22 protein-coding genes are annotated in these 25,667 nt (G+C 44.0%); 11 read left to right on the top strand and 11 right to left on the bottom strand.

Annotated elements, in window-relative coordinates; translation table 11 throughout:
* The first annotated feature begins 45 nt into the window (after window positions 1-45).
* The 3 genes from blaOXA to H9629_RS13620 all read left to right on the top strand — a co-directional run bounded on the left by blaOXA (window position 46) and on the right by H9629_RS13620 (window position 2,337).
* Window positions 46-885 carry an OXA-134 family carbapenem-hydrolyzing class D beta-lactamase gene (blaOXA, locus tag H9629_RS13630; protein ID WP_129717326.1) on the top strand — a complete coding sequence of 280 codons (840 nt, stop codon included), beginning with the start codon at window positions 46-48 and terminating at the stop codon, window positions 883-885.
* 60 nt (window positions 886-945) lie between these two features.
* Entirely contained in the window at window positions 946-1,854 is a 909-nt protein-coding gene (locus H9629_RS13625) for a matrixin family metalloprotease (protein ID WP_191731289.1), read from the top strand.
* A 105-nt stretch (window positions 1,855-1,959) separates the two neighbouring features.
* Window positions 1,960-2,337, top strand: coding sequence for a hypothetical protein (locus H9629_RS13620; protein ID WP_171254913.1), 378 nt, complete (start codon window positions 1,960-1,962; stop codon window positions 2,335-2,337).
* A 56-nt stretch (window positions 2,338-2,393) separates the two neighbouring features.
* On the opposite strand, the gene erpA is transcribed toward H9629_RS13620, so the two are convergent.
* The 4 genes from erpA to H9629_RS13600 all read right to left on the bottom strand — a co-directional run bounded on the left by erpA (window position 2,394) and on the right by H9629_RS13600 (window position 6,321).
* Window positions 2,394-2,729, bottom strand: a complete 336-nt coding sequence (gene erpA / locus H9629_RS13615; protein ID WP_004281944.1) for an iron-sulfur cluster insertion protein ErpA — start codon at window positions 2,727-2,729, stop codon at window positions 2,394-2,396.
* 121 nt (window positions 2,730-2,850) lie between these two features.
* Entirely contained in the window at window positions 2,851-3,858 is a 1,008-nt protein-coding gene (locus tag H9629_RS13610; RefSeq protein ID WP_064095279.1) for a putative solute-binding protein, read from the bottom strand.
* Window positions 3,859-4,051: 193 nt separating this feature from the next.
* Window positions 4,052-5,062: a putative solute-binding protein gene (locus H9629_RS13605; protein ID WP_064095253.1), complete on the bottom strand. Its 1,011-nt coding sequence runs from the start codon at window positions 5,060-5,062 to the stop codon at window positions 4,052-4,054.
* A gap of 254 nt (window positions 5,063-5,316) precedes the next feature.
* A complete protein-coding gene (locus H9629_RS13600; protein WP_191731288.1) occupies window positions 5,317-6,321 on the bottom strand; it encodes a putative solute-binding protein in 1,005 nt (334 codons plus the stop codon).
* Window positions 6,322-6,536: 215 nt separating this feature from the next.
* On the opposite strand from H9629_RS13600, the gene H9629_RS13595 reads away from it, so the two are divergent.
* Both H9629_RS13595 and H9629_RS13590 read left to right on the top strand, forming a co-directional pair.
* Window positions 6,537-8,468 (top strand): ATP-binding cassette domain-containing protein, encoded by a 1,932-nt coding sequence (locus tag H9629_RS13595; RefSeq protein ID WP_191731287.1) that lies wholly within the window; start codon window positions 6,537-6,539, stop codon window positions 8,466-8,468.
* Between the two features lie 326 nt (window positions 8,469-8,794).
* Window positions 8,795-9,958 (top strand): zinc-dependent alcohol dehydrogenase, encoded by a 1,164-nt coding sequence (locus tag H9629_RS13590; RefSeq protein WP_191731286.1) that lies wholly within the window; start codon window positions 8,795-8,797, stop codon window positions 9,956-9,958.
* A 1,180-nt stretch (window positions 9,959-11,138) separates the two neighbouring features.
* On the opposite strand, the gene gyrB is transcribed toward H9629_RS13590, so the two are convergent.
* From gyrB to dnaA, 4 genes are all read right to left on the bottom strand, one after another.
* Complete coding sequence (gyrB, locus tag H9629_RS13585) at window positions 11,139-13,607, bottom strand: DNA topoisomerase (ATP-hydrolyzing) subunit B (RefSeq protein WP_191731285.1); 2,469 nt, start codon at window positions 13,605-13,607, stop codon at window positions 11,139-11,141.
* Between the two features lie 56 nt (window positions 13,608-13,663).
* Window positions 13,664-14,743, bottom strand: coding sequence for a DNA replication/repair protein RecF (gene recF / locus H9629_RS13580; protein WP_064095258.1), 1,080 nt, complete (start codon window positions 14,741-14,743; stop codon window positions 13,664-13,666).
* A gap of 29 nt (window positions 14,744-14,772) precedes the next feature.
* Window positions 14,773-15,921: a DNA polymerase III subunit beta gene (dnaN, locus tag H9629_RS13575; protein ID WP_191731284.1), complete on the bottom strand. Its 1,149-nt coding sequence runs from the start codon at window positions 15,919-15,921 to the stop codon at window positions 14,773-14,775.
* A 108-nt stretch (window positions 15,922-16,029) separates the two neighbouring features.
* Window positions 16,030-17,412, bottom strand: a complete 1,383-nt coding sequence (gene dnaA, locus H9629_RS13570) for a chromosomal replication initiator protein DnaA (protein WP_064101908.1) — start codon at window positions 17,410-17,412, stop codon at window positions 16,030-16,032.
* 663 nt (window positions 17,413-18,075) lie between these two features.
* On the opposite strand from dnaA, the gene rpmH reads away from it, so the two are divergent.
* The 5 genes from rpmH (at window position 18,076) to mnmE (ending at window position 22,182) form a co-directional block, all read left to right on the top strand.
* Window positions 18,076-18,210, top strand: a complete 135-nt coding sequence (rpmH, locus tag H9629_RS13565; protein ID WP_000831329.1) for a 50S ribosomal protein L34 — start codon at window positions 18,076-18,078, stop codon at window positions 18,208-18,210.
* Window positions 18,211-18,239: 29 nt separating this feature from the next.
* Complete coding sequence (rnpA, locus tag H9629_RS13560) at window positions 18,240-18,632, top strand: ribonuclease P protein component (protein WP_064095261.1); 393 nt, start codon at window positions 18,240-18,242, stop codon at window positions 18,630-18,632.
* Between the two features lie 9 nt (window positions 18,633-18,641).
* The gene (yidD, locus tag H9629_RS13555) at window positions 18,642-18,962 is read left to right on the top strand and encodes a membrane protein insertion efficiency factor YidD (RefSeq protein ID WP_004281931.1); all 321 of its coding nucleotides are present in this window, start codon (window positions 18,642-18,644) and stop codon (window positions 18,960-18,962) included.
* A 5-nt stretch (window positions 18,963-18,967) separates the two neighbouring features.
* Window positions 18,968-20,731 carry a membrane protein insertase YidC gene (gene yidC / locus H9629_RS13550; RefSeq protein WP_064095262.1) on the top strand — a complete coding sequence of 588 codons (1,764 nt, stop codon included), beginning with the start codon at window positions 18,968-18,970 and terminating at the stop codon, window positions 20,729-20,731.
* Window positions 20,732-20,823: 92 nt separating this feature from the next.
* On the top strand, window positions 20,824-22,182 hold the full coding sequence (mnmE, locus tag H9629_RS13545; RefSeq protein ID WP_191731283.1) for a tRNA uridine-5-carboxymethylaminomethyl(34) synthesis GTPase MnmE: 1,359 nt from the start codon (window positions 20,824-20,826) through the stop codon (window positions 22,180-22,182).
* Window positions 22,183-22,215: 33 nt separating this feature from the next.
* Here the strand turns inward: mnmE and H9629_RS13540 are convergent, their stop codons facing one another.
* Window positions 22,216-23,394: an MFS transporter gene (locus H9629_RS13540; protein WP_438113412.1), complete on the bottom strand. Its 1,179-nt coding sequence runs from the start codon at window positions 23,392-23,394 to the stop codon at window positions 22,216-22,218.
* Between the two features lie 349 nt (window positions 23,395-23,743).
* On the opposite strand from H9629_RS13540, the gene H9629_RS13535 reads away from it, so the two are divergent.
* The gene (locus H9629_RS13535; RefSeq protein WP_064095265.1) at window positions 23,744-24,445 is read left to right on the top strand and encodes a DsbC family protein; all 702 of its coding nucleotides are present in this window, start codon (window positions 23,744-23,746) and stop codon (window positions 24,443-24,445) included.
* Between the two features lie 107 nt (window positions 24,446-24,552).
* Here the strand turns inward: H9629_RS13535 and H9629_RS13530 are convergent, their stop codons facing one another.
* Window positions 24,553-24,810, bottom strand: coding sequence for a GlsB/YeaQ/YmgE family stress response membrane protein (locus H9629_RS13530; RefSeq protein WP_064095266.1), 258 nt, complete (start codon window positions 24,808-24,810; stop codon window positions 24,553-24,555).
* Between the two features lie 193 nt (window positions 24,811-25,003).
* Complete coding sequence (gene hpt, locus H9629_RS13525; RefSeq protein WP_064095267.1) at window positions 25,004-25,531, bottom strand: hypoxanthine phosphoribosyltransferase; 528 nt, start codon at window positions 25,529-25,531, stop codon at window positions 25,004-25,006.
* Window positions 25,532-25,667 lie beyond the last annotated feature (136 nt).

Genomic DNA, 25,667 nt, shown 5'->3' with positions numbered 1-25,667 from the left:
GAAAAGCTGTTTAAGTTAAATCAATCATTAAAATACCTTGAACCCATGAAAATTCTGATTTTGCTGCCTTTACTGAGTTGCTTGGGCCTGACAGCATGTAGCCTGCCCGTTTCATCTTCCCCATCTCAAAGCACTTTGACTCAATCCACCCAAGCCATCGCCAGCTTATTTGATCAAGCACAAAGCTCTGGCGTTCTAGTGATTCAGCGTGGTCAACAGTTACAGGTCTATGGCAATGATTTGAGCCGAGCAGATACCGAATATGTTCCTGCTTCAACCTTTAAAATAGTGAATGCCCTGATTGGCTTGCAACATGGCAAAGCCACAGCCAATGAAATCTTTAAATGGGATGGCAAGAAACGCAGTTTTGCCACCTGGGAAAAAGATATGACGCTCGGCGAGGCCATGCAAGCTTCTGCGGTACCGGTCTATCAGGAACTGGCACGCCGTATCGGTCTGGAATTGATGCAGCAGGAAGTGCAACGCATCCGGTTCGGCAATCAGCAGATTGGGCAGCAGGTCGATAACTTCTGGCTGGTCGGGCCTCTAAAAATTAGTCCGAAACAGGAAGTCGAATTTGTCTCTGCTCTTGCTCGAGGAGAACTTGCCTTTGATCCTCAAGTCCAGCAGCAAGTTAAAGCCATGTTACTTTTACAGGAACGGCAAGCTTATCGCCTGTATGCTAAATCCGGTTGGGGCATGGATGTAGAACCGCAAGTCGGCTGGCTGACCGGGTGGGTCGAAACCCCTCAGGGGGAAATCGTGGCATTTTCCCTGAATATGCAAATGCAAACCAATATGAATCCAGCCATTCGCCTTGAAATTCTACAGCAGGCTCTAGGCGAATTAGGGCTTTACCCAAAAGCGGAGCAGCAAAGCAAATAGGCATGGGAAAAGTATTAAAATTAAGTTATATTTTTAAAAAATAAACATTTAAATAAAAATATGCGTCTCTTGCTCTGCCTGTTCATTATGGGATTGATCGTGTCTGCCTATCTACATATGCAGACCAAAACCCATCCACAACTGCGCTATAACTCACTGGCTGATCGCTTGACGCATCCTTTCGACACCCGCTTACGTTTTCGCATTGATCAGGTCGATTCAGGCTTTGGAATGAGTAAAGATCAGGTCATTCAGCTGAGCAAGGAAGCAGTCGAGATCTGGCATCAGGGTACAAATCGTGATGATCTGCTGGTATATGATGAAAATGCCAGACTAAGTATTCGCCTGATCTATGATCAACGCCAGCAAGACTACAATGCCTTAAAGAAAATTGAAAAACAGTTACTGGCAGATGATGCCAGGTATCAGCGTCAGGTCAAAAATCTGCAAGCCTCCTATCAACATCTGGAAAGTCAGCAGCAACGCCTCATTCAGCAAAAAAACCAGATCAATAGTGAATTTCAAGCCTTACAGCACCGCCGTCAGCAGTCAGATTTATCCGCATATGAACGCGAACAGATTGAATATGAAGTCTTGGCTTTACAGCGTAAATCGGCAACTTTTCAACGGGAACTTCAGTACCTGCAGGAACAGCAAAGTTCCTTTAATATGAATGTTTCCATGCATCAGCATGGCCTCCAGAACCATCAGCAGAATATCATTCAGGCTCAACAGCGTTTTCCTGCCCGCGAATTTCATAAGGGTGTTTTTATGGGTGATCAAATTCAGGTTTATCAGTTTGATGCAAAAGATGACCTCCGCCTAACTCTGGCACATGAACTCGGACATGCCTTGGGGCTGTATCACCATAATGACCCCGAAGCGCTGATGTATCCTGTACTGGGCAAACAGAATCTGCAACACTTCCAGCTACGCCCTGCAGATAAAACCCTGCTATATAACCGTTAGTTAATTAGTCTGAATCCCCTAGTTAATTTAAGTGTATAAGTATTATAAAAAAGACTCCATTCTGATTTCATGTTATTGTGAACGGCTACATTGTTCAGGCCATCTTTGGAGATTCGTGTGAGTTACTACCATATTTTAATTGAAGTAAATGACCACATTAGTACGATTGATGAAACCCGTGATATCGAAATCTTTGATATCGAGGACATCCAACCCTATCTTCATTCGATTTTATTGCCTTATTTCAATGAACAACTGATTGAACTCGACGATGAAAATCTGGAATACAAAGATATTCTGCATCTGGCAATCAAACAGACTTTATTACCGATCAATGACCTGATTGAAGAAGAACAGCGTCTGTTACCAAGCGATACCGACATTACCATTAGCGCCTATGAAATTTTTAATAACCGCGAGTTGAGTCAGGATGTTACTACCGTAATCTTTGACCTGCTTGAAGCGGTTAAACTGGATAGCTAAACTTTATCCAGATATAAAAAAGTCCTCATTAAGAGGACTTTTTTTTGTGCATGGATTTAGATCGAGAATGAAGATCCACAACCACAGGTGGTAGTAGCATTCGGGTTTTGTACTACGAAACGTGAACCTTCCAGACCTTCTAAATAATCCACAACTGAACCGACCAGATACTGATAACTCAGTGAATCGACCAGGACTTTAACATCACCATTGGCAAATTCTGCATCATCTTCATTCTGGCTTTCTGCAAAGTTAAAGCCATAAGAGAAACCTGAACAGCCGCCACCGGTGACATAAACACGGAGCATTAAGTCTTGGTTACCTTCACTGTCACGCAACTGGCGTACTTTATTTGCGGCATTGTCGGTGAGCACAAGCGCTTGGGCATTCATGGCGGATTCCTCTGTTGAATGGAATGTCTTTAGAAAGAAAAGACCATATTTAAGTATAACACACTCAATATATGGTCAGTCTCTACAGATTAAAAGTCAAATCAGAGTAATTTTATCAGGATTATTTGTAGTTCTCATCCTGTAAGGCACATTCAAAATTTGTCGGATTCTGTTTGCAACGGAATTGCCACAGCAGTTTCATCATACGTTTGTCATAAACGCCGCGTTTAGTCAGGTCAATTCGGGAATCCCGCATCATTTTTTGATAACCCGGTTTATCTGCCGCAGGAATATCCATCCAGTATTTTGATGGAATATCTGATTTCATTTTCCCCAAAATACCAAAGGCACGCGGTAACTGGCTCTTAACCCATTCACGTGATTTTTGTCCGTATCCGGCCGGGAATTTATCGGGACGGATAATAATATTACCGGTAACCTGCAACACCGGATAATTCACAATCGCACCTTTACTACCTAACCCCTTATGTAATTCTAAAGGCTTAAATGCTGCAGCTGGTGCACCGATAATATCCACCTGACCATTGTTAAACATACTGGCAAAATTGCTGATTTCGGCACTCACCGCTTGTGCACCGACCTGCTGTACCATGATTTTTTGTGCTTCGTCATGGCTCAGTACCGCAATTTTCTTGCCGGCTGCTTTGGCAACAGTATTGATACTGCGGTCATTCACCAGCAGATAAGCATCCCCCACCGGAATCACGCCGACAATTTCATATTTACCTTGCAGCATTTGTTTGGCGAAGGTGGGACTGGCCAGGCCCTGCATGACTTTAACCGCCAGATTCAGATCAGTGATAGCCCCGATTGCATCCAGAGAACCGGTGAACTTGTTAAATTGACGGCCACGCATACCGGTCACACTGATCCCGTCACATTTTCCAGCTTTAAAATCTTCTGCAACTACGGCTTCATTGGTATTTACTCGCAGTTCGACATCTGCACCCCAGTTTTTGGCCGCCAACTGATAGTCTTTCATCACACTATAGACATCACCGTTTTTACCGACCAGATCAAATACGCAAATCACCTGTTTGGCTTGGGCCAGACCTGAAACAGCCAGTGTCGCCGTAGCCAATGCCAGTGCTTTCCATCCTCTATGCATCATCCTCATTTCCTTATTGCTTGTTTTTGTTATTGCAGTTTTAGTCACATGTGACTGTTTTTTATATAAAACATGTGAATTTAATATTTAGATCAAGCTTAAGCTATTTTATTCGCTGCACAATGGCAGATCTGACCGAGGCATCCATAAAAAAAGCTTAGATGACTCTAAGCTTTTTTCTTTAAAAATCAAATTATTCGCCAGAAAGTGAACATTCAAAGTTGGCTTTATCGACAGAACAGCGCGCACGTTTTAATACCGACATCATGCTAGCATCATAGATTCCGCGTTTGGTCATATCCATCCGGCCATCACGTAACATTTTCTGATACTTGGTTTTATCTTCAGCACTCAGATTCATTTTATACTTTGACGGAATACCTGCTTCCAGACGGCTGATCATTCCCATGCTCTTTGGCAGGTTTTTGATAAACCAGTCACGCGATTTTTGCCCAAAACCTGCCGGGAATTTTTCCGGACGGATCACAAAATCAGAAGTCACATGCAGCACCGGGAAATTAAACATCGCGCCGTTATTACCCAAGCCCTTGTAGATTTCCAGCGGCTTATAAGCATAGGCAGGTGCACCGACCATATCTACCTGACCATTATTAAATTTGGCCACAAAGTTGGAAACATCGGAAATTACTGCCTGCGCACCGACACGCTGTACCATGATTTTCTGGGCATCGTCGTAGCCAAGTACTGCGAATTTTTTACCTGCGGCTTTTTCAATCGAATTGATATTTTTATCACGAACAAAAATAAATGCCGAACCCAGCGGAGAAATACCGGCGATTTCATATTTTTTGCCGCCCATATTGGTCACCATTTTGCCTGCATTACGTTTATCCAAGGCAAAACTGATGGCACGCTGGGCGATGGCATTATTCGGTGCACCACCCAAGGCATCGATGGAACCGGCAAACTTGTTATATTGACGGGCACGCATGGCAGTCATAAATACGCCATCACATTTGCCTGCCTTAAAGTCATTGTCAGCAACCGCTTCATCCTGACGCGCAATCAGATTGATGTCTGCGCCCCAGCCTTTTGCAGCCAGTGCCCATTCTTGCGCCATCTGGAAAGACTCACCGGATTTACCCAGTAAGTCAAACACACAGATATCGACTTTTTCTGCATGTGCCACACTTGCAAAACCAAATGCAGAAAATGCAGCCAATGATAAGAGTGTTTTTTTCATTGTAGTGATCCTTTGAAATCTTGTTATTTGCTGAGTGTCCGTACACGGAACAAATATTAAGCAAGTTTAATTAAAAAAAATAGAGCATTTACTCCATTCAAAAGCCGCATTTTGGCCTCTAAAGATAAATTCATTTAAGCTGCCCAAGCCACTTTTAAATATATTGTTAATTATCAGTAATTTAAATTTAAATACTGCTTGCTTATAATTACATTTAGCTCATCATAGTTACAAAGATATACATGATTACAGTTTTATTCACCACTAATTGAACACTCAAAATTGGTTCTTTCTACCGTACAACGCGCACGCTTCAACACAGTCATCATGCCTGAATCATAAATCCCCTGCTTGGTTAAATCGATTCGGCCCTCACGCAAAATCTTTTGATAAGCCACACGGTCTTCACGGCTGAGATTCAGAATATATTTGCTTGGAATTTCAGCTTCCATGCGCTTGACCATGGCAAAGCTGCGCGGTAACTGTCTGACAAACCAGCTTCGGGATTGCGCTGCAAAGCTTGCTGGGAACTTATCTGGTCGAATAATCAGGTCTGCAGTGACATTCACTACCGGAAAATTGATCATGGCACCTCTAGAACCTAAGCCTTTTTCTAGCTCCAGCGGTTTAAAAGCATAGGCCGGTGCAGCCACAATATCGACTTCACCCTGATTGAACTTACGGATAAAATTGGAAATTTCCGACATTACCGGTACCGCTTCAATCCGGTTCACCATGATCTTTTGTGCATAGTCATAATGCAATACGGCAAATTTCTTGCCTTTGACCTGTTCCAGTTTATTCAGTCCGCGATCACGAACAAAAATATAAGCCGGACCAATCTGGCCGATACCTGCGACTTCAAATTTTTCCTTGCCAATTTGGGTCATCAGGCGTTTGCTGTTGCGTTTATCCAGTACATAACTGATAGCTTTCATGGCAATGTCATTATTCGGCACGCCACCAATCGCATCAATTGATCCAGCAAATTTGTTATAGGCCCGGGAGCGCATGGAGGTCATATAAAAAGCATCACACTTTCCAGCTTTGACATCCTGATCTACCTTGGCTTCATCCTGATAGGCGCTCAACTGGACCTGCGTCCCCCAGCTTTTTGCTGCCAGTGCCCATTCCTCCAGTAACTTATAGGACTCACCCGATTTTCCCAGCAAATCGAAAACACAGACATTCACGCTGGCTTGACTCGAAGTCGACACCAACAGACCCAGCGCAGACAAAATTAAATATCCCTTTTTCATTTTTATTTGACTCTATCGTACTTATTGTTCTAACCATATGAACTATAAACGACTACTCACAGTAAAAATAGAGTTTTTACTCAACTTGAGCGTTTACCTCCTAGTGGGGAACAGAGGTCAAAACCTTTCATTTCAGTAAAAACTGCAAGATTTTTCATTTTCCTGGGGCTTTCCTTTAGAATAGGCACATCTTATTGCTTAGCCTTGATTTCTCAATGATTCAGTTAGACCAGTTATCTATACGTCGCGGTGGACGTGTTTTATTTCAAAAAGCGTCGATGCAGTTACACCCAGGATGGAAAATTGGCCTAACCGGTGTCAATGGTGCCGGGAAATCGACCCTGTTTTCAGCCTTGCTCGGTGGTATGGAATCGGACAGTGGTTCACTGACCCGACCTGCGGTATGGACTGTGGCGCATATGGCTCAGGAAATTAAAGCCCTGGATATGAAAGCCATTGATTTCGTGTTGTCGGGCGATGAAGAATACTGGGAGATTCAGCAGAAACTCGATCAACCGGATCAACTTGATGATGCAGAACTGGCCCATTTATATGGCCGTTTTGATGAAATTTCAGGTTATTCGGCTCCTGCCAAAGCCTCGCAGCTGATGGCTGGTCTGGGCTTCTTTGAACACCAATCACAACTGGATGTTTCAAGTTTTTCTGGTGGCTGGCGTATGCGCCTGAATCTGGCGCGTACCCTGATGAGCCGGTCAGACTTACTGCTTCTTGATGAACCGACCAACCATCTGGACCTGGATGCGATTCTCTGGCTCGAAGACTGGCTCAAGGCTTATGAAGGCACCCTGGTACTGATTTCGCATGACCGGGATTTCCTCGATGCGATTACCGATCATATTTTACATATCGAAAATCAGGAACTGACTTTATATACCGGCAACTACTCGACTTTCGAGCGTACCCGCAGTGAACGTCTGGCGCAGCAGCAGCAGGCTTATGAAAAGCAGCTAGAAACTCGTGCGCATCTGCAAAAATATATTGACCGGTTCAAAGCGCAAGCGACCAAAGCCAAACAGGCCCAGAGCCGGATCAAGCAACTGGAACGTATGCAGGAGCTGTCTGCTGCGCATGTCGATACACCATTTACTTTCAGTTTCCGTGAACCGACCAAAATGAGTTCGCCATTATTGCAACTGGAACATGCCGATATCGGTTATGGTGACAAGCTGATTGTGACCAATGTAAATTTACAGATCACGCCAAACAGCCGGATCGGTTTGCTCGGGATGAATGGCGCCGGTAAATCCACGCTGATCAAATCACTGGTCGGTGACTTAAAACTGATTCAAGGTCTGCGTAAAGATTCAGAATTGCTCAATATCGGTTATTTTGCCCAGCATCAGATGGACGCACTGGATGGCAATGCCAGCCCAATGTTACAGCTGGCACGTATTGCCGATAAAAAAATCAGTGAAGCCAGCCTGCGTTCTTTCCTGGGTAGTTTTGGGTTTAGTGGCGAACGTATGGATACGCCAAGTGAAAGCTTCTCGGGCGGTGAGCGCGCACGTCTGGCCTTGGCACTGATTGTCTGGCAGCGTCCCAATGTACTGATTCTGGATGAGCCAACCAACCACTTAGATCTGGATATGCGTCATGCACTGACCATGGCCTTGCAAGATTTCCAGGGTGCCGTGGTACTGGTTTCGCATGAACGCCAGCTGATTGCCAGTGTCTGTGATGAACTGTTACTGGTTCATAATGGTCAATGCCGTGAATTTGACGGTGATCTCGCTGCTTATGCGGACTGGTTACGCCAGGCCCGGAGCGAGATGATCAAAAACGGGCAAAAGCCGGCCGAACCGGTAAAATCTCAGGTTGAAGTCAAACCGACTATTTCCAAACTGGATAAAGAAGCTCAACGTAAAGAAGCTGCGCGCCAGCGGGAACTCAGCCGTCCGATTCGTAAAAATATTGAAAAATGCGAAGCACAGATTGCAAAGCTTCAACCGCGCCTGGCTGAAATTGAAACCTTACTCGGTGACAGCGCTTTATATGAAGCATCACGTAAAAACGACTTACTGAAATTGATGAATGAGCAAACCGAGCTGAAAACCAAGCTGGAAACAGCCGAAGAACAGATGCTGGAACTGATGATGGAACTGGAAAATCTGGAACAATCCTTCTAAAGCTGTTTCTATCCCATTCATTAGCTGAGAGATGGGTAACAATCGTTACTCGTCTCTTTTTTTATTTGAATAGTCTAGTTTCAATATTTTTTTACCCATTTTATTCCCCCGTGCTTTCAAGTTTCCTCTTTATTGATTAATTGACACATTTTGTATGCGAATTACGCAACTCTTATATAAGTTTATTTTTTAAACAGTTGAGTGGCTTTTTTCATACATTAATTTACAGCGCCAGTTTACCTCCTAAGGCTCTAATACAAGTACTTTTAATTTTTGGCAGCCTTAAATTCAAGTCTGTTTAATGTTGAACTAGAGAGGAAATCCGCATGCGTGCTCTTACTTATCACGGTACTCGCGATGTACGAGTTGAATCCGTTCCTGATCCAGTCATTCAGGAAGCAGATGATGTCATCCTTAGAGTAACGGCCACTGCCATCTGTGGCTCAGATCTGCATCTTTATCGGGGGAAAATTCCAGCAACCGAACAAGGGGATATTTTTGGTCATGAATTTATGGGGGTGGTTGAAGAAGTCGGTCCTGAAGTCACTTCAGTAAAAAAAGGTGACCGGGTTATTATTCCGTTTGTGATTGCATGCGGACACTGTTTTTTCTGTGAGCATGAACTCATGGCTGCCTGTGAGAATACCAATACAGGCCGTGGTGCCATCCTGAATAAAAAGCAGATTCCACCCGGTGCAGCATTGTTTGGATATAGCCACCTGTATGGTGGTGTGCCAGGTGGTCAAGCCGAATATGTACGAATTCCCAAAGGCAATGTGGGCCCGTTTAAGGTACCCGGCTCCTTGCCGGATGAAAAAGTATTGTTCCTGACCGATATTCTGCCGACTGCCTGGCAGGCGGTCACCAATGCCCAAGTTGGTCGAGGTTCCAGTGTCGCCATTTATGGAGCTGGACCAGTGGGTCTACTTGCTGCTGCCTGTGCACGGATGCTCGGTGCTGAACAGATCTTCATGGTCGATCACCATCCTTACCGCTTGCGATTTGCTCATCAAACTTATGGGGCGATTCCGGTCAATTTTGATGAAGTCGATGCTGCTGAGTTTATTATTCAAAATACCGCAGGTTATCGTGGGGTTGATGCAGTCATTGATGCTGTTGGTTTTGAAGCCAAAGGTAGCGTTCTGGAAACTGTAATGACCAATCTGAAACTAGAAGGTTCGAGTGGCTCTGCCCTGAGACAATGTATTGCGGCAGTCCGTCGTGGCGGCGTAGTCAGTGTACCGGGAGTTTATGCCGGCCCAATTCATGGCTTCCTGTTCGGCGATGCCTTCGACAAAGGTTTGACCTTTAAAATGGGACAAACTCATGTGCATAAGTATCTGCCGCAGTTATTAGAATATATTGAAAATGGGGATCTTTCTCCTGATGTAATCATTACCCATCGCATGAAACTGGAAGATGCAGCTGAAGGTTATCGTATCTTTGATAAACGGGAAGAAGATTGCCGTAAAGTCATCCTGACGCCATAAAGATGATTAAAGGAAAGCGCCGTCAGGCGCTTTTTTTTATTTTTATAGTTATTTTATCACTCCTCTTTTTTCTACTCCTCCTCATCACACTTCAGCAATCCCCTCCCTCTTTTCTATCCAGAAACGAAAGAGATGTTCGATTTTCACTAATGAAGTCAAAAATAAGCCCTAAGAGGAAAAAGAAAAAATTAAGCAAAGATCGATAATATTATGATTTTAAATAAAAATGAAAGTTCACTTGATTATTAAATTAACTATGTAGTTTAACTACACCCTGAGTTTTGATTAAAAAATATGTTCCACGCCAATGGTTAGAGAAACTACACTATATACACAAGTATATAATTTATAATAATTTATTATTTTAAAACCCATATAGAAAATAGTCTGGACACTCTACGAATATCTCGCCAAATCCATTTTTAAATTTAAAGTGCTATTTTAAATTTAAAAACACTTACCCACAAGACCATAAAGTTTAACTTTGAATTTAAAAAAAGAATTAAGAAGTGAATTAAAACTCATCGTAAAATACTATCTTATTCACATAAAAATCGTGGATAACTTCAGAGTTATCCACATATTTAATCAGGCTTACTACACGCTTAAAGCAATACCATTCACGTATTATTTAACTTCTTATACCAAATTTTTTACAAGTTATTGAAAATATAAAAATTTATATTCAGCAATTTTTCATTTCTTTTGGGATATTGGATTTTTTTGAACAAGCTATTTTTTATTTTTAGCCAATTCCCTACTAAGCGTTTGAACAGCCCTTATTGTATATATTCCTTTAATTCCATTTTGACCGATACAGTGTTCACCCAACATTTTGGACTGTATAGATACTCCTCATCGCATAAATAGCGTCTTTCTCCCTCACCTTATTATTCAAAAAATTCTCTTTAAATTTCTGATGCAGTTCATTTTTATAATGAGATACTCATTCCAAACTTCCTGTCTTCCTCCAAGCTGGTGGATCTATACCTAACCCCTTTCCTAGAATCCAACTGGCTCACTCAATCCGGCTTTTTAAAACTAAAATGAACCAGTTCGATATCTAAAAATCTGTCCATATTTACTCTATTCTGCCTAGTCCACAGGATATGAGTAAAAAATTGATCTAAAAAAAGCGCCTCGAAAGGCGCTTTTTTATGTTTGATTTTATCCTGAAGGATCAGGCATCAATGTCAGCATTCAAGGCATTTTCTTCAATGAAGGCACGACGTGGTTCTACGTCATCGCCCATCAAGCAAGAGAACATACGGTCCGCCTCAATCGCATCTGTGACTGTCACTTGCAGCATATTACGATTGTCTGGATCCATGGTAGTTTCCCACAACTGCTCTGCATTCATCTCGCCCAGACCTTTATAACGCTGGATCATCATGCCACGACGTGAGTCAGCCAAGATGTTTTGCCACACCTGATGGAAGCTTGAAACAGGGATTTTACGCTCGCCTTTTTGCAGGTAAGCCCCTTCTTCAAGCAAGGTGAACCAACTCTTCGAGTTTTTCAACAAACGTGCGTATTCACTTGAACCCAACAAGTTTGCATCCAGCAAATAAGAATGCGGTAAGTTATGAATATAAATCGTGATACGTGGTAAATAGGTATTTGATTTATTACCTTCAGCATCTTCTTTTTCAAAGGTTTCAATGCTGAGTTCAGGCCGCAAACTTGGTTGCATATTCTCAACATGGTTGCGCATTTGCTTAGCCCAAGTTTCCACATAATCCAAATCATTGGCTTGATCAAGTTTGAACGCATCAAGAGCAAGCAAGCCATCAAGTACCGTTGCAGGATAGCGTACAGTTAAACGCGCCAAACTCTTTTGCGAGGTTTGATAATCTGCAATGACTTGTGCCAAAGCTTCACCACGAATCGCGGGAGCCTCTGCGCTAATATGCAGTTCCAGCTCATCAATCGCATTGGAGATCAGGTAAGTTTCCAGTGCATCATTGTCCTTGATGTACTGTTCCTGCTTGCCTTTTTTCAGCTTATACAATGGTGGCTGCGCGATATAGATATGACCCCGCTCGACCAGTTCCGGCATTTGACGGAAGAAGAAGGTCAAGAGCAGCGTACGGATGTGCGAACCATCCACGTCAGCATCGGTCATGATGATGATTTTGTGATAACGCAGCTTGTCCGGATTATATTCTTCACGGCCAATGCCACAGCCGAGCGCAGTAATGAGGGTACCGACTTCAGCAGATGAAATCATCCGGTCAAAACGGGCACGCTCTACGTTCAAAATCTTACCTTTCAACGGTAAAATCGCCTGCATCTTACGGTTACGACCCTGCTTGGCTGAACCACCTGCAGAATCACCCTCGACCAGATACAGTTCCGACAGTGCCGGATCTTTTTCCTGACAATCGGCCAGTTTACCTGGAAGACCGGCAATATCCAGCGCACTCTTACGACGTGTCATTTCACGCGCTTTACGTGCTGCATCACGGGCACGCGCTGCATCAATAATCTTACCGGCAATAGCTTTCGCTGCTTGTGGATTTTCCAGCAAGTACTCAGAGAATGACTTATTCATGGCCTGTTCAACCGCAGTCTTCACTTCACTTGACACCAGTTTTTCTTTGGTTTGTGAAGAGAATTTTGGATCAGGTACTTTGACTGACACAATGGCAGTCAGGCCTTCACGCGCATCATCACCCGAGACTACCACTTTTTCCTTTTTCAGGATATTTTCGCTGTCCATGTAGTTATTTAAACCACGGGTCAAAGCAGCACGGAAACCAGCCAAATGCGTACCGCCATCCTTTTGCGGGATGTTATTGGTAAAGCAGCGCACGTTTTCCTGATAAGAATCATTCCACTGCAACGCCACTTCCACACCAATGCCATTTTCAGCCTGTGTGGTGAAATGGAAAATATCATTCAGGTGAGTTTTGCCTTCGTTAATATATTTAACGAATTCGGACAGGCCACCCTCATAGTCATAAACATTTTCAAGATTCACGCGCTCATCGCGAAGCACAATGCGTACGCCAGCATTCAGGAATGACAGTTCACGCAAACGACGTGCCAAAATATCAACATTGAAAATGGTCTGGCTAAAGGTTTCTGCACTTGGCCAGAAACGAACGGTAGTACCCGATTGATCTGTAGTGCCTGTTTCGCGTAATTTATAAACAGGATCACCATGACGGTATTCTTGTTCATAGGTTTTTCCGGCACGGCTGATATTCAGTAGTAATTTTTCAGACAGTGCGTTGACTACGGAAACACCCACACCATGCAGACCGCCAGAGACCTTATAACTGTTATCATCGAACTTACCACCGGCATGCAGAATCGTTAAAATTACTTCTGCTGCAGACACCCCTTCTTCAGGGTGAATATCGGTCGGAATACCACGGCCATTATCAGAAACTGAAACCGATTCATCTTCATGGATGGTGACTATAATTTCATCACAGTGGCCCGCCAAGGCTTCGTCAATCGAGTTGTCGACTACTTCGAACACCATGTGGTGCAGGCCCGTACCATCGTCTGTGTCACCAATATACATGCCCGGACGCTTACGGACTGCGTCTAAACCACGTAATACCTTGATGCTAGAGGAATCATAAGCCTTTTCAATGGTTTGTTCTGTTTGAGAAGCAGCTTGATCTTCTGAACTCATGGTTTCTCCCTAGTGAAAAATAGGTCTATCCAAAGATGGGTAAAACTCAAAAAATATTATTGCACAACTTGAACAGTACCGTTTTCAACACTGAATAACTGATATGAGATAGACAAATCATGTAAGTGCTTCTGTACTGCTTCATGGTCTAAGGTGGTAATAAAAACTTGACTACCAAGTTGGCTCAATCGCTCAATTAAACGTTGTTGTGCGGTTAAATCTAATTCTGCTGTCACATCATCTAATAATACCACAGTTTCCTTATTACAAGAATGTAGCATTGCGATTTGCGACAGTTTTAATGCGATCATCAGCAGCTTTTTCTGCCCGCGCGACAGGATTACATCTGCGTCCCCCATCGGGGTCTTTAAACGCAAATCTGCGCGATGTGGACCATATTCGGTATAGCGTCGCTCGCAGTCTTTTTCATGATGATTGGTCAGGTCATTCAACAGACCGCTTTCACTATGGAAGCCTGGACTGTATTCCAGACTGACCTGTACGTCAGGTAACAACTGTTTCAGATCATCTTCAAAAAATGGCTTCCATTGTTCTACGATCCCGACACGCTGCGAATGCAGGATTTCTCCATATTCACTCAGCATCTGGTTCCACGGTTCCAGATCGGAAAGACTGAGAAAGCGTTTGCTTTTGAGCAGGCTGTTCCGCTGTTTCAGCGCACGCGAATAATATTGCCAGGCATGATAAAATTCCGGTTCCACGTGGAACATCAACCAGTCCAGCAATTGACGCCGTGGTTTGGCACCATGATCAATAATATCGGTACTTTGCGGATCAATCAGCTGCAAGGGTAGCAGTTTGGCCAGCTGACCCTGAGTCGCGACCAGATCACCATTGACCTTAATCAACTGTTCCCCGCCAGCCATTTTTTGCATGCCAATTTTTTCAGTCGTAGACTGTGCAAACACAATCGCATCTTGTGCGCCATGCTGGATATAATTTTTGGGAATATGGGTACGGAAGGAACGCCCGGCAGCCAGTAAATGAATCGCCTCTAAAATCGAGGTTTTACCTGAACCATTTTGGCCATAAAAAACATTAAACGGCTGCAATCCGTGGAGAGCAACCGTCTTTAAATTCCGTACACGCTCAATATGTAAACGCGTAATATGCATAGCTTATCTGAGTATCAAAAAGCCGCGGCTTAAACACGCATCGGCATGACAACATAGACTTGATCTGTATGTGCCGGGTCCTGTACCAAAACAGACTGGTTCGCTTCAGTCATGGTCATCGACACATCATCGCCATCCAGTACACCGAGCACTTCAATTAGATACTGCGCATTAAATGACATTTCTAGCGGGGAATCTGGATATTGAATTGCCAGGTCTTCAATTGCTTCATCCTGCTCCGGGTTATTGGCGCGAAGCTGCAAGGAATCGGCATTGAAGTTCAGAAACACACCGCGAAGTTTTTCATTACTTAAAATCGCCACACGTTGCAAAGACTGCTTGAACACGTCATGTGCGATCATCACCACTTTGTCGCCACCACGTGGAATTACACGGCGGTAGTCCGGGAACTTACCATCAATCAGTTTAGTCGTGAAACGTACGGTAATATCCGCCTGTTCCTTGTCACGGCTTGGCATGGTAATGGTCACATTGAGCAGTTCACGACCAATCAATAAAGATAATTGCTCATCTTCAACGCTCAGCAGACGCTGTAATTCTGCAACGGCTTTACGTGGCACAATCGCCTGAATCGGCTGGGTTGCCGTAGATTGTGCTGTCGTTTCACACAATGCCAGACGGTGGCCATCGGTAGTTACTGCACGAAGCTGATTGGCATCAATTTCCAGCAAGGTACCGGTCAGGTAAAAACGCACATCCTGAACCGCCATGGCAAAAGCAGTTTTTTCAAACAGGCGTTTCAGTTCACGCTGTGTCACTGTCACTTGCGTGCCTTGCGTGTTTTCAGTATTTAGTAATGGATAATCATCAGCAGGCAAGGTACCCAGTACAAAACGGCTGTTACCTGATTTAAGAATGCAGCGCTGGTCTTCAGTAATATGCAAATCGATCAATGCCGCTGAAGGAAGTGACTTACAGATATCAATCAGTTTACGTGCAGGAACTGTGGTCTCACCTTCCTGCAGACAGGCACCTTCAGCCAGCGCCGTACTCGCCACCAGCTCAACCTCCAGATCCGAACCGGTTACGGTCAATGCTTGTGCGGTCACCTGAATTTTCAGATTAGACAGGATATTCAAGGTATGGCGACGTTCAACCGCTCCTACGACATGTGAGAGAACATTCAGTAAGCTTTCTTTCGCGATTTTTAAACGCACGGTGCATTCCTCTAAAGCTGAAGATTAATATAGAAAAAGTGATTTTTTGACGGTTTACTATGCGGCAAAAGCAGCCGCATAGCAAGAATAGAATTTGAGCGTTTTCGGTCAACTTTGCAACAGACGTTGCAGGTTTTTATAGTCTTCGTTAAAGATCGGATCTTCTTCGCGCAGGCTCTGTACTTTCTCGCAGGCATGCATCACGGTACTGTGATCACGCCCCCCAAAAGCCATGCCAATTTCCGGAAAACTGTCGCCGGTGAGTTCACGGGCCAAGCCCATCGCCAGCTGACGGGGGCGGGCATAAATCCGGGTACGTTTTGGACCAACAATCTCTTTTAACGGAATACGGAAATATTCACTGACCACACGCTGAATGTTTTCAGTACTGATGGTACGCGCTCGAATCGCCAGCACATCTTTCAAAGATTCACGCACTACATCCAGATCAATCGGCGTGCCTTTGAAACGTGAAATCGCCACCACTTTATTCAGCGCACCTTCAAGCTCACGTACATTGGCCACGACCTGCTGAGCAATAAACAGCGCACAGTTACGTGGTAAATCCACTCCGGTGTTTTCTGCTTTTTTCAGCAAAATTTCAATCCGGGTTTCAATATCCGGTGGTTCAACACCTACCGATAAGCCCCAGGAAAAACGTGAAACCAGACGTGGATCCAGTTCGGTCAGCTCTTTAGGATAACGATCCGAGGTCAGGATAATCTGCTTGGACTCGTCCAGCAGTGCGTTAAAAGTATAGAAAAACTCCACCAGACTGGCTTCTTTACCCGCCAGCAGATGGATATCATCAACCAGTAACAGATCCAGAGAGCGGCAGTTCTTTTTAAACTCTTCAACCTTGCCCTGCTGCAAAGAGCTGACAAAATCCTGCACAAAACTTTCTGCGGTCATGTACATGACCCGGGCATTCGGTTTGGCCTGCAACAGTGCATTGCCGACTGCCTGCATCAAATGGGTTTTACCCAGACCAGTCGGACCATATAAAAATAAGGGGTTATGCTGGGAAGCACCCAGCTGGGTCAGTACCTTACGACAGGTTTCTGCTGCCATCTGGTTAGAACGACCTTCCACAAACAGCGAAAAGGTGAATAAGGGGTTCAACTGACGTTTACGGCTATTTTTGCCTGAATCTTCTTTTTCTTTCTTGGGACGCGGGGATGGCGCGACAACAGGTGCGGATTCTAGTGCAGCAGTCGTGGTGGCCGGCTGTTCACTCGCAGACAAGATTGCCCCCGGGCGAGAATCTACCAGAATTTCAACTTTACGCACGCGACCTTCAGACAGCTGTTCTGCCAGAATTGAAATCAGTTCCAGATGATGTTCCTGAATGTAGCGCGTCCAGTAAGGATTCGGTGCATAAAGACGCAAGGTATCCTCCAGCTCTTCTGCAACCAATGGCCGAATCCACATGGTAAAGACATTTCCAGAGAGCTCTTGTCGCAGGCGATTTAAGCAGTCCGTCCAAAGCATGTGAATCCCCTATTCATTCCATTGTTCATTCGAAAAAAAGCTGCCCGCGACCAAAAGCGGGTCGCCATTCTAACCAAGTTATCCACATCTGTCATGGCAATTTCCACAAAAATTGTGCAAAAAGAAATCAAGGTGCATAAATTTAAATTTAAAACCCGGTGTGGATAAGTTTATCCGCAAGCTGTGGATAAAATATATCACAAAGTTATCCACAAAGTATAAAATTAATAACAACAGTTTTATCCACAACATAACTTAATGTTTATATAAATAAAAAATAGCTTATCCATAGAAAAAGCGCTCCCTAATAGTAATAAATTTAAATTTATAAATTTGAATTTACTTATAAGATCGCGAGTTTTTGTGGATAACTCAAAAAGTATTAAATTTAAATTCAAAACTCGGAGTTCAAATTTAAACTCTGGATAACATGTGGATAACTTTGTTGATAGAGTTGTTTATAACTTATATTTATTTAAATAACAATAACTTGATTTGTGGTTAACTCAAATCGAGCTAGTGTTATCCAGTTCTGCATAAAAAATACACCTTCGCTCTTTTTTGCTGTTATTTGAAAAGAAAAGTGCTTTTGCATTGACAGCTCAAGCAATGAGCACTAAAATCGCGGACCTTCACAGAAAGATCATTTTTTGGAGTTTCAATATGAAACGTACATTCCAACCGTCTGAATTAAAGCGTAAGCGTGTTCATGGTTTCCGTGCTCGTATGGCTACTAAAGCTGGTCGTCAAGTATTAGCTCGCCGTCGTGCAAAAGGTCGTCATAGCTTAACTGTTTAATCAGTTACGCTAAGACGATTTTGGGTGTTATGACAAAACTTTATAGTTTTGGCACAGAGTTGCGATTACGCTGTGCTGCCGATTATAAAGGTGTCTTTGATGGTGCGCTTTTTAAAGTGCATCAACCCCATTTCTTATTTCTTGCAAAACATTCCGAACTGCCAAATAGCCGTTTGGGTTTAGTTGTTGCCAAGAAGAAAGTGCGACGCGCACACGAAAGAAATAGAGTAAAACGACTTGCTCGCGAAAGTTTTCGCCTGCATCAACAGCAATTAGATGACTTAGACATTGTAATCATGCCGAAAATTGGTATTGAGACAGTATCTAATGCAGAATTGCACCAGCAATTACAATTTGCCTGGCAAAAACTTAACCGTCTTGCCAAAAAGCATTCAAAAATAGCCCCCTTCCCACAAAAGTAGAGTTGGCCAATGGTACGTTTACTGCATTGGTTGATCCGTTTCTATCAGATTGCGATTAGTCCTCTTCTTGGACCGCGCTGTCGTTATATTCCAACTTGTTCTCAATATTCCTTGGAAGCAGTCCAGATGCATGGCGCTGGGCGTGGAGTGTGGCTGGCTACTAAACGTATTTGCCGTTGTCATCCGTGGGGGGGCTCGGGATATGATCCTGTTCCCTCAAAAGCGATTCGTTTTATTTCATTTCAGCAAATAGATTCTCAAACGCTTCACGTTGCTGTACCCTTTCGTGATCGTTTATTGAACCAAAATCACTCTCACCACTTGGGGTAATACATATGCAACAATGGGCCAGGATTGCAATTCTCGGAGCCATGTTTGTTGTCGCATATTTGCTCATTTTGGCGTGGCAAAAAGATTATGGAAATGCTGAAACAAAACCGCAGCAGGAAACTGCTGTTGTTTCGCATGACGTATCTGCAGATTTGCCAAATGGTCAGACGGCTACAGTTGCCTCTGATCTGCCACAAGCAAATGTGCCAGCGCAGCAAGCCACGGATGCCACAGCACCTGTAAGTCAGCAGCTTATTTCAGTACAAACTGACCTTTATCATCTTTGGATCAATCCCAAGGGTGGTGATATTGTTCGTGTTGAATTACTCAATCATGACAAGAACAAAGACAGCGATGAACCTTTCGTCATGCTGGAAAGCGATGCGAAACGGACCTATGTCGCCCAGTCTGGCCTGATCGGTCTGAATGGACCGGACAGCAGCCGTAACGGCCGTCCAACCTATGAAATGGAAAAAACCGCTTATACTCTGGCAGATGCAAAGACAGTCAAGAGCAAAGACGGTAAAAACCTGAAAGTCTTGTCTGTACCGCTGGTGTTTAAAACCGCTGATGGTGTCGAGATCATCAAGACCTTCAATTTCACTGAAGGTGAATATCCGGTCGTGGTGAACCATAAAGTGGTTAACCGCAGTGGCCAGACCTGGCAAGGTCAGATGTTCGGTCAGATCAAACGGGATAACTCGGAAGATCCAGGCAAATCCGATCAGGGTATCTTCACGCTGGGAACATTCCTGGGCGGTGCATGGGGTACTCCGGACGAGCAGTACAACAAACTTAAATTCGACAACTTTGTTGAAGAGAAAGTCAGTACTGAAGCCAAAGGTGGCTGGGTGGCAATGGTGCAGCATTACTTTGTGAGTGCATGGGTACCAGGTCATCTGAAGTTGACTCAAGGCGATGGTGAAGCCTATAGCGCCAAGCTTGAATCACGCAAATCAACCGATAACATGAACATCATCGGTTTTACTTCACCGACTTTCAATGTGCCTGCAGGTACCGTGGCTGAAGTAGATGCGACTTTCTATTCAGGTCCAAAAATCCAGTCAGAACTGAAAGATTTGGCTCCAGGTTTAAACCAGACCGTTGATTATGGCTGGTTATGGCCAATTGCAAAATTGCTGTTCGTGGGTCTTGAATTCTTCCATGGCTTGGTAGGTAACTGGGGGTGGGCAATTATTCTGTTGACCGTTCTGGTGAAACTGATCCTGTGGCCATTGTCGTCGAAGAGCTATCGCTCGATGGCGAAAATGCGCTTGATTGCCCCGGAAATGCAGCGCATGAAAGAAGAATTCGGTGAAGACCGGATGCGCTTCTCTCAAGAAATGATGGCATTGTACAAACGTGAACAGGTCAATCCGCTTGCGGGCTGTTTACCGCTATTATTGCAAATGCCAATCTTCCTGGCCTTGTACTGGGTATTGATGGAATCGGTTGAACTGCGTCATGCCCCATGGATTCTGTGGATTCAGGATTTATCTTCAATGGATCCTTGGTTCATCCTGCCATTGCTGATGGGCTTGACCATGTATATCCAGCAGTCGTTAAATCCGCAGCCGACCGATCCAATGCAGGCGAAAGTCTTCAAGTTTATGCCGATTATCTTTACGGTATTCTTGTTATTCTTCCCGGCAGGCTTGGTTTTATACTGGATCGTCAACAACTTGATCACGATTCTGCAACAAACTTTGATTAACAAGTCTGTTGCCAAAGATCGTGCTAAACGTGATGAGGCCACTCCAGTCAACTAAGTTGTACGGATAGGCTGAATAAATCCGCTTAAGATGGTAATCTTAGGCGGATTTTTTTTGGCTGTACTTTTGAGTCTTTGCAGGTGAATTTTATGCTCAACCGAACCACAACTATTGCTGCGATTGCAACTCCACCAGGACGTGGCGGCGTTGGGGTGATTCGCCTGTCTGGTCCAAAATCCTATGAGATTGCCCAGCAACTGACCCAAAAAGCGCTGCCTAAAGCGCGTTTTGCCGGTTTCCGCCAGTTCTATGATGCAGCCGGTGAGGTCATGGATGAAGGACTGGTCATCTGTTTTCCGAATCCAAACTCATTTACCGGTGAAGATGTGGTGGAACTGCAAGGTCATGGCGGGCCGGTAATTCAGAATGCCCTGCTCGGCCGTTTGCTTGAGCTGGGCGCTACTGCGGCCAAAGCGGGTGAGTTTTCCATGCGTGCTTTTGAGAATGGCAAGCTGGATCTGGTGCAGGCCGAGGCGATTGCCGACCTGATTGATGCAAGCTCGCAAGCAGCCGCCCGTTCTGCGGTACGTTCTTTGCAAGGCGCGTTTTCGACCAAAGTCAATGCAGTGCTTGAGCAGCTGATTCACCTGCGTTTGCATGTGGAAGCCGCGATTGATTTCCCGGAAGAAGAAATTGATTTTCTGGCGGATGGCAAGATTTTAAATCTGCTGGATGGCGTATCCAGTGCAGTCACTCAAGTACAGCAATCTGCACGTCAAGGTCAGTTATTACGTGAAGGCTTGCAAGTCGTAATTGCAGGTAAACCGAATGCCGGTAAATCCTCTCTGCTGAATGCGCTGGCCGGAATTGAACGTGCGATTGTGACCGATATTGCCGGTACCACACGTGATGTCTTGCATGAAAAAATTACCTTAAATGGTCTGCCAATTACCCTCACCGATACCGCAGGTTTGCGTGAAACCGGCGATATTGTTGAAAAAGAAGGAATCCGCCGCGCGATTAAAGAAATTGAACAGGCTGATTTATTACTGCTGGTCTATGATTTAAGCCAGGGGGAAGATCCGTTGCAACTTGCTCAGGAATATTTTGCCGAATATATCGAACCGAAACGTTTGATGCTGATTGGCAATAAATGCGACCTGACTGGTACTGAAGCCAAGATTGGGGATTTAAATGGCTTTCGCCATATCACTGTCTCTGCCAAACAGGAAACCGGCGTTCAGGCGCTCATAGAAGCGATTACAGCGCATGCAGGCTTCCAGCCTGAGGAAGACACCTTTATTGCCCGTACCCGTCATTTAGACGCAATGAAGCGCACTCAAATGTACTTGGCTGAAGCGCGTGAACAGTTGGTGGTGTATAATGCGGGTGAGCTGGTGGCAGAGTCCTTGCGTCTGGCACAAAATGCCTTGGGCGAAATCACGGGTGATTTTAGTGCCGATGATCTGCTGGGCAAGATCTTCGGATCGTTCTGTATTGGTAAATAATTATTTAAAAAATCCCTCAATTGAGGGATTTTTTTAGGCAGCTACAGGGGCTTTTTGATAAGTCCACCACAGTGCAGAACACAACAGACTGATCGCGATACAAAAGCTGATTACGGCGAAATCCAGCCCCCAGTGATCGGCCAGATAACCCACGGCAATAATGGGCACAATGGTGCCCAGATAGGCAATAAACAGATAGGTCGACATGACGGCTGCACGGTTGTTCATGCTGGTGATTTGGTGAATCATTGCAAAAGCCCCCATCAGGGCAAAACCATGGCCGATTCCAAAGCAAAGATCACTGATAAAAAAAAGCAGGCTGATTTTTGCGTACATACAGAGCGCCAGAATTATCATGCTCAAGCCCATCATTATCAGGCCGATATTCAGACATTTTGAAGCTGCGACCGTTTTGGCCATCATCTGCACGATCACCGAGACCACCAGAATACTGGTAATGGCCAGGCCACTGACCAGAGGACCATGCCAAGGTAAAATATTGCGGACAAAGGAGGGTGACAGAGAAGCAAACAGGCTAAAAGCGGCAAAAGCACTAAAAGCCGTTACTGCAATAATCATAAACACCAGATGAAACTTGGCTTCAGGTCGTTGCAGTTTGGGTGCCATACTAAAGGGCTGCAGCTCAACCTTGGGCACCTTGATCCAGAACAGACCAAACAGACAGAACATAGCGCCCAGAATAACCGGTAAATATGGCATCACCAAAGGTGCAGCGGAAAACTGTGCAATCACTCCCCCGACCAGAGGTCCCAAACCAAACCCCATTGCGGTAATGATTGAAATCAGTTGTGGTGCTGTATGTTTATGGCTTTCTGGAATGGTATACAGCAAACCCATCATGGCAGAAGTAGTCATCAGGCCTGAGGCAATCCCAATAATAAAACGGCCAATCGACAGTATGAGTGCATTCTGGGCAAAGACCGAAACGATGAGTCCCAGTGTGATCAGTGCCAGACCAATTTGCAGGGTGCGTAAAAATCCGATGCTATTGCTGGTCCTGCCCAAAAATAACAGGGTCGAGAGACAGCCCAACATATAGGCAACAAAAATGTAGGTAATCTGACTGGGCAGTAAATGCCAGAGTTGCTGATAGATCGGATAAAGAGGGCTCGCCAAAGCTGTGCCAAGCGTTCCCATCATTAAAGCCAGGCTAACCATCAAGAACGGTCGCCAGCTGGTCGTTATTGTCATGAAAATGCCATTTTAGTATTAATCCTTGGCCAATCCATGTCAGGGCATAGCGAGGAATATAGAAAGTGTCTGCAGTTTAGAATGGATAGAGAAAAATGGTCAAGGCTCAATTGCCCAGATATTTTTCTGGAATAATTTAGATCATAATTTAATTATAAAATACAAAAACTTATTTGTTTTTATTCTGGTTTTGGTGTGGTTGAATTAAATATAATTCTTCTTTTTGTTCCACGTGAAACATCACAAGAGGATTTAACCCAGAATGCGCAGTAACATAAATGCTTGAGAAATTTAAAAGAAGAGCGTTTAGAATCGAAGTACATTTTTATCTAATTCATGTAGAACATTCATGTTAAAAAAAATACTGATTATGAGTTTAAGTGCCTTCGTTTCAAGCTTTGCATTCGCCAATATTGATACGGTGAAAACGAATTTGGCCAAAAACAGTCCTAACTTAAAAATTGAAAATATTCAGACCACAGAAATGCAAGGCATTTATAGCGGCTCCATGCAGGACCAGGTGGTTTATCTGAATGAAGATGCCAAGCATGTAATTGCCGGCCCGATGCTGCGGATTCAGGATCAGCATAATTTGACCCGCGATTTAATGCTAAAACAAAATAGTATCGACTGGAAAAAATTACCGCTTCAGGATGCACTGAAAAGTGTAAGAGGTACGGGTAAACGTCAGATTGCGATCTTTTCTGACCCAAATTGCCCGTATTGCAAAAAACTTGAACTAGAGCTGAAAAAACTCAATGATGTAACCATTTATACTTTTATCCTGCCATTAAAATCGCAATCTGTGGCTCCTTCAAAACAGGTGTACTGCGAGTCCAATCCAGCACAGGCTTGGGAAGATTTGATTGCTAAAGGAATTCAGCCGGGTTCTAAAAAAGGCTGTACCAATCCGATTGAGCGTAATAACAAACTGGCGCAATCTTTAGGTGTGAATGGAACACCAGCGATTATATTTTCAAATGGTTTTAAGGTGATGGGTGCCTATCCGGCAGAACAGATTGAACAGATCTTTAAAGAATTCGAGCTATAATATCCAATCAAATGATCCGTTATGCAATATAAAAAAAAGCACCTGATCAGGTGCTTTTTTTTATATGCCGGCAATTAAGCCTAGCCTAACCGAAATGGCAAATTGCTTTAGATGGTATGGCGTTTGTTGATCATATTATAAATAAACAGAATAATCACCGCACCAATCACCGAAGCGATCAGACCGGCAGCTGAGTCCGCAGAATACAAACCCAGCATACGGCCAGCAAAAGTTGCCAACAAGGAGCCTGCTATACCTAGCAAGGTCGTCATAATAAAACCTGCCTTATCGTTACCGGGATGAATGGCACGAGCAATCAGACCTGCTATAAAACCGATGACAATAGCCATAATAATTGTCCACATATGCATACTCCTTCTTGTCATGTCTTTGTTTTACATCGTTCACTCATATTGAAATAAAGTCGGGTGGATAAAAAGTTGAATCCTGAAACGGGCTGTTGTGTTTTTGTTCCCTGTGTTACTGAAATTATTCAAGAAATAAAAAAAAGTGGCACAAGGCCACTTTCTAAACAGTGCTTATCGATTTAACCCAATCTTAAAGACCGATTTCACCAATAAAAGGAATATGACGGTATTTCTGATCATAATCCAGGCCATAACCGACAATAAACTTGTCTTCAACTTCAAAGCCCAAAAATTTCACCTCAAGTTCAATCTCGCGACGTGAAGGTTTGCTTACCAACGTACATAACTGAATAGAATTAGGTTTACGGGTCTGCAGGATTTCCAGTACTTTGCTCAAGGTATTGCCCGAGTCGATAATATCTTCAACGACCAGTACATCTTTACCATGAATTTCACCGTCCAGATCTTTCAGGATTTTAACATCGCGGCTTGACACCGTACCGCCAGCGTAGCTAGATACAGTCATGAAGTCGAGTTCATGCGGCTTGTTAATGGCACGACATAAATCAGCCATAAAAATCACTGAACCGCGTAATAAACCGATGAGCACAAGTTCTTTGTCACTATTGGCATAGTGTGCATCGATTTGAGCACCAAGCTCTTTGACTTTAGCTTGAATTTCTTCAGCGGAAATCATTACGCTCATTTGAACGGTCATGGGTAGATACCTAAAAAGTAAAAATAGCAAAATAAAAAAGGTGTTGACCTGCAACACCTGAATTACGGTAATTTTAATACATCCTTAGCTGAGATGCACCTGTTTTACCTGCGGTAAATGTAATCATTTTTTCGGC

Source organism: Acinetobacter pecorum, assembly GCF_014837015.1.
GTDB lineage: Bacteria > Pseudomonadota > Gammaproteobacteria > Pseudomonadales > Moraxellaceae > Acinetobacter > Acinetobacter pecorum.
This window is presented reverse-complemented; position numbering and strand designations above follow the sequence as displayed.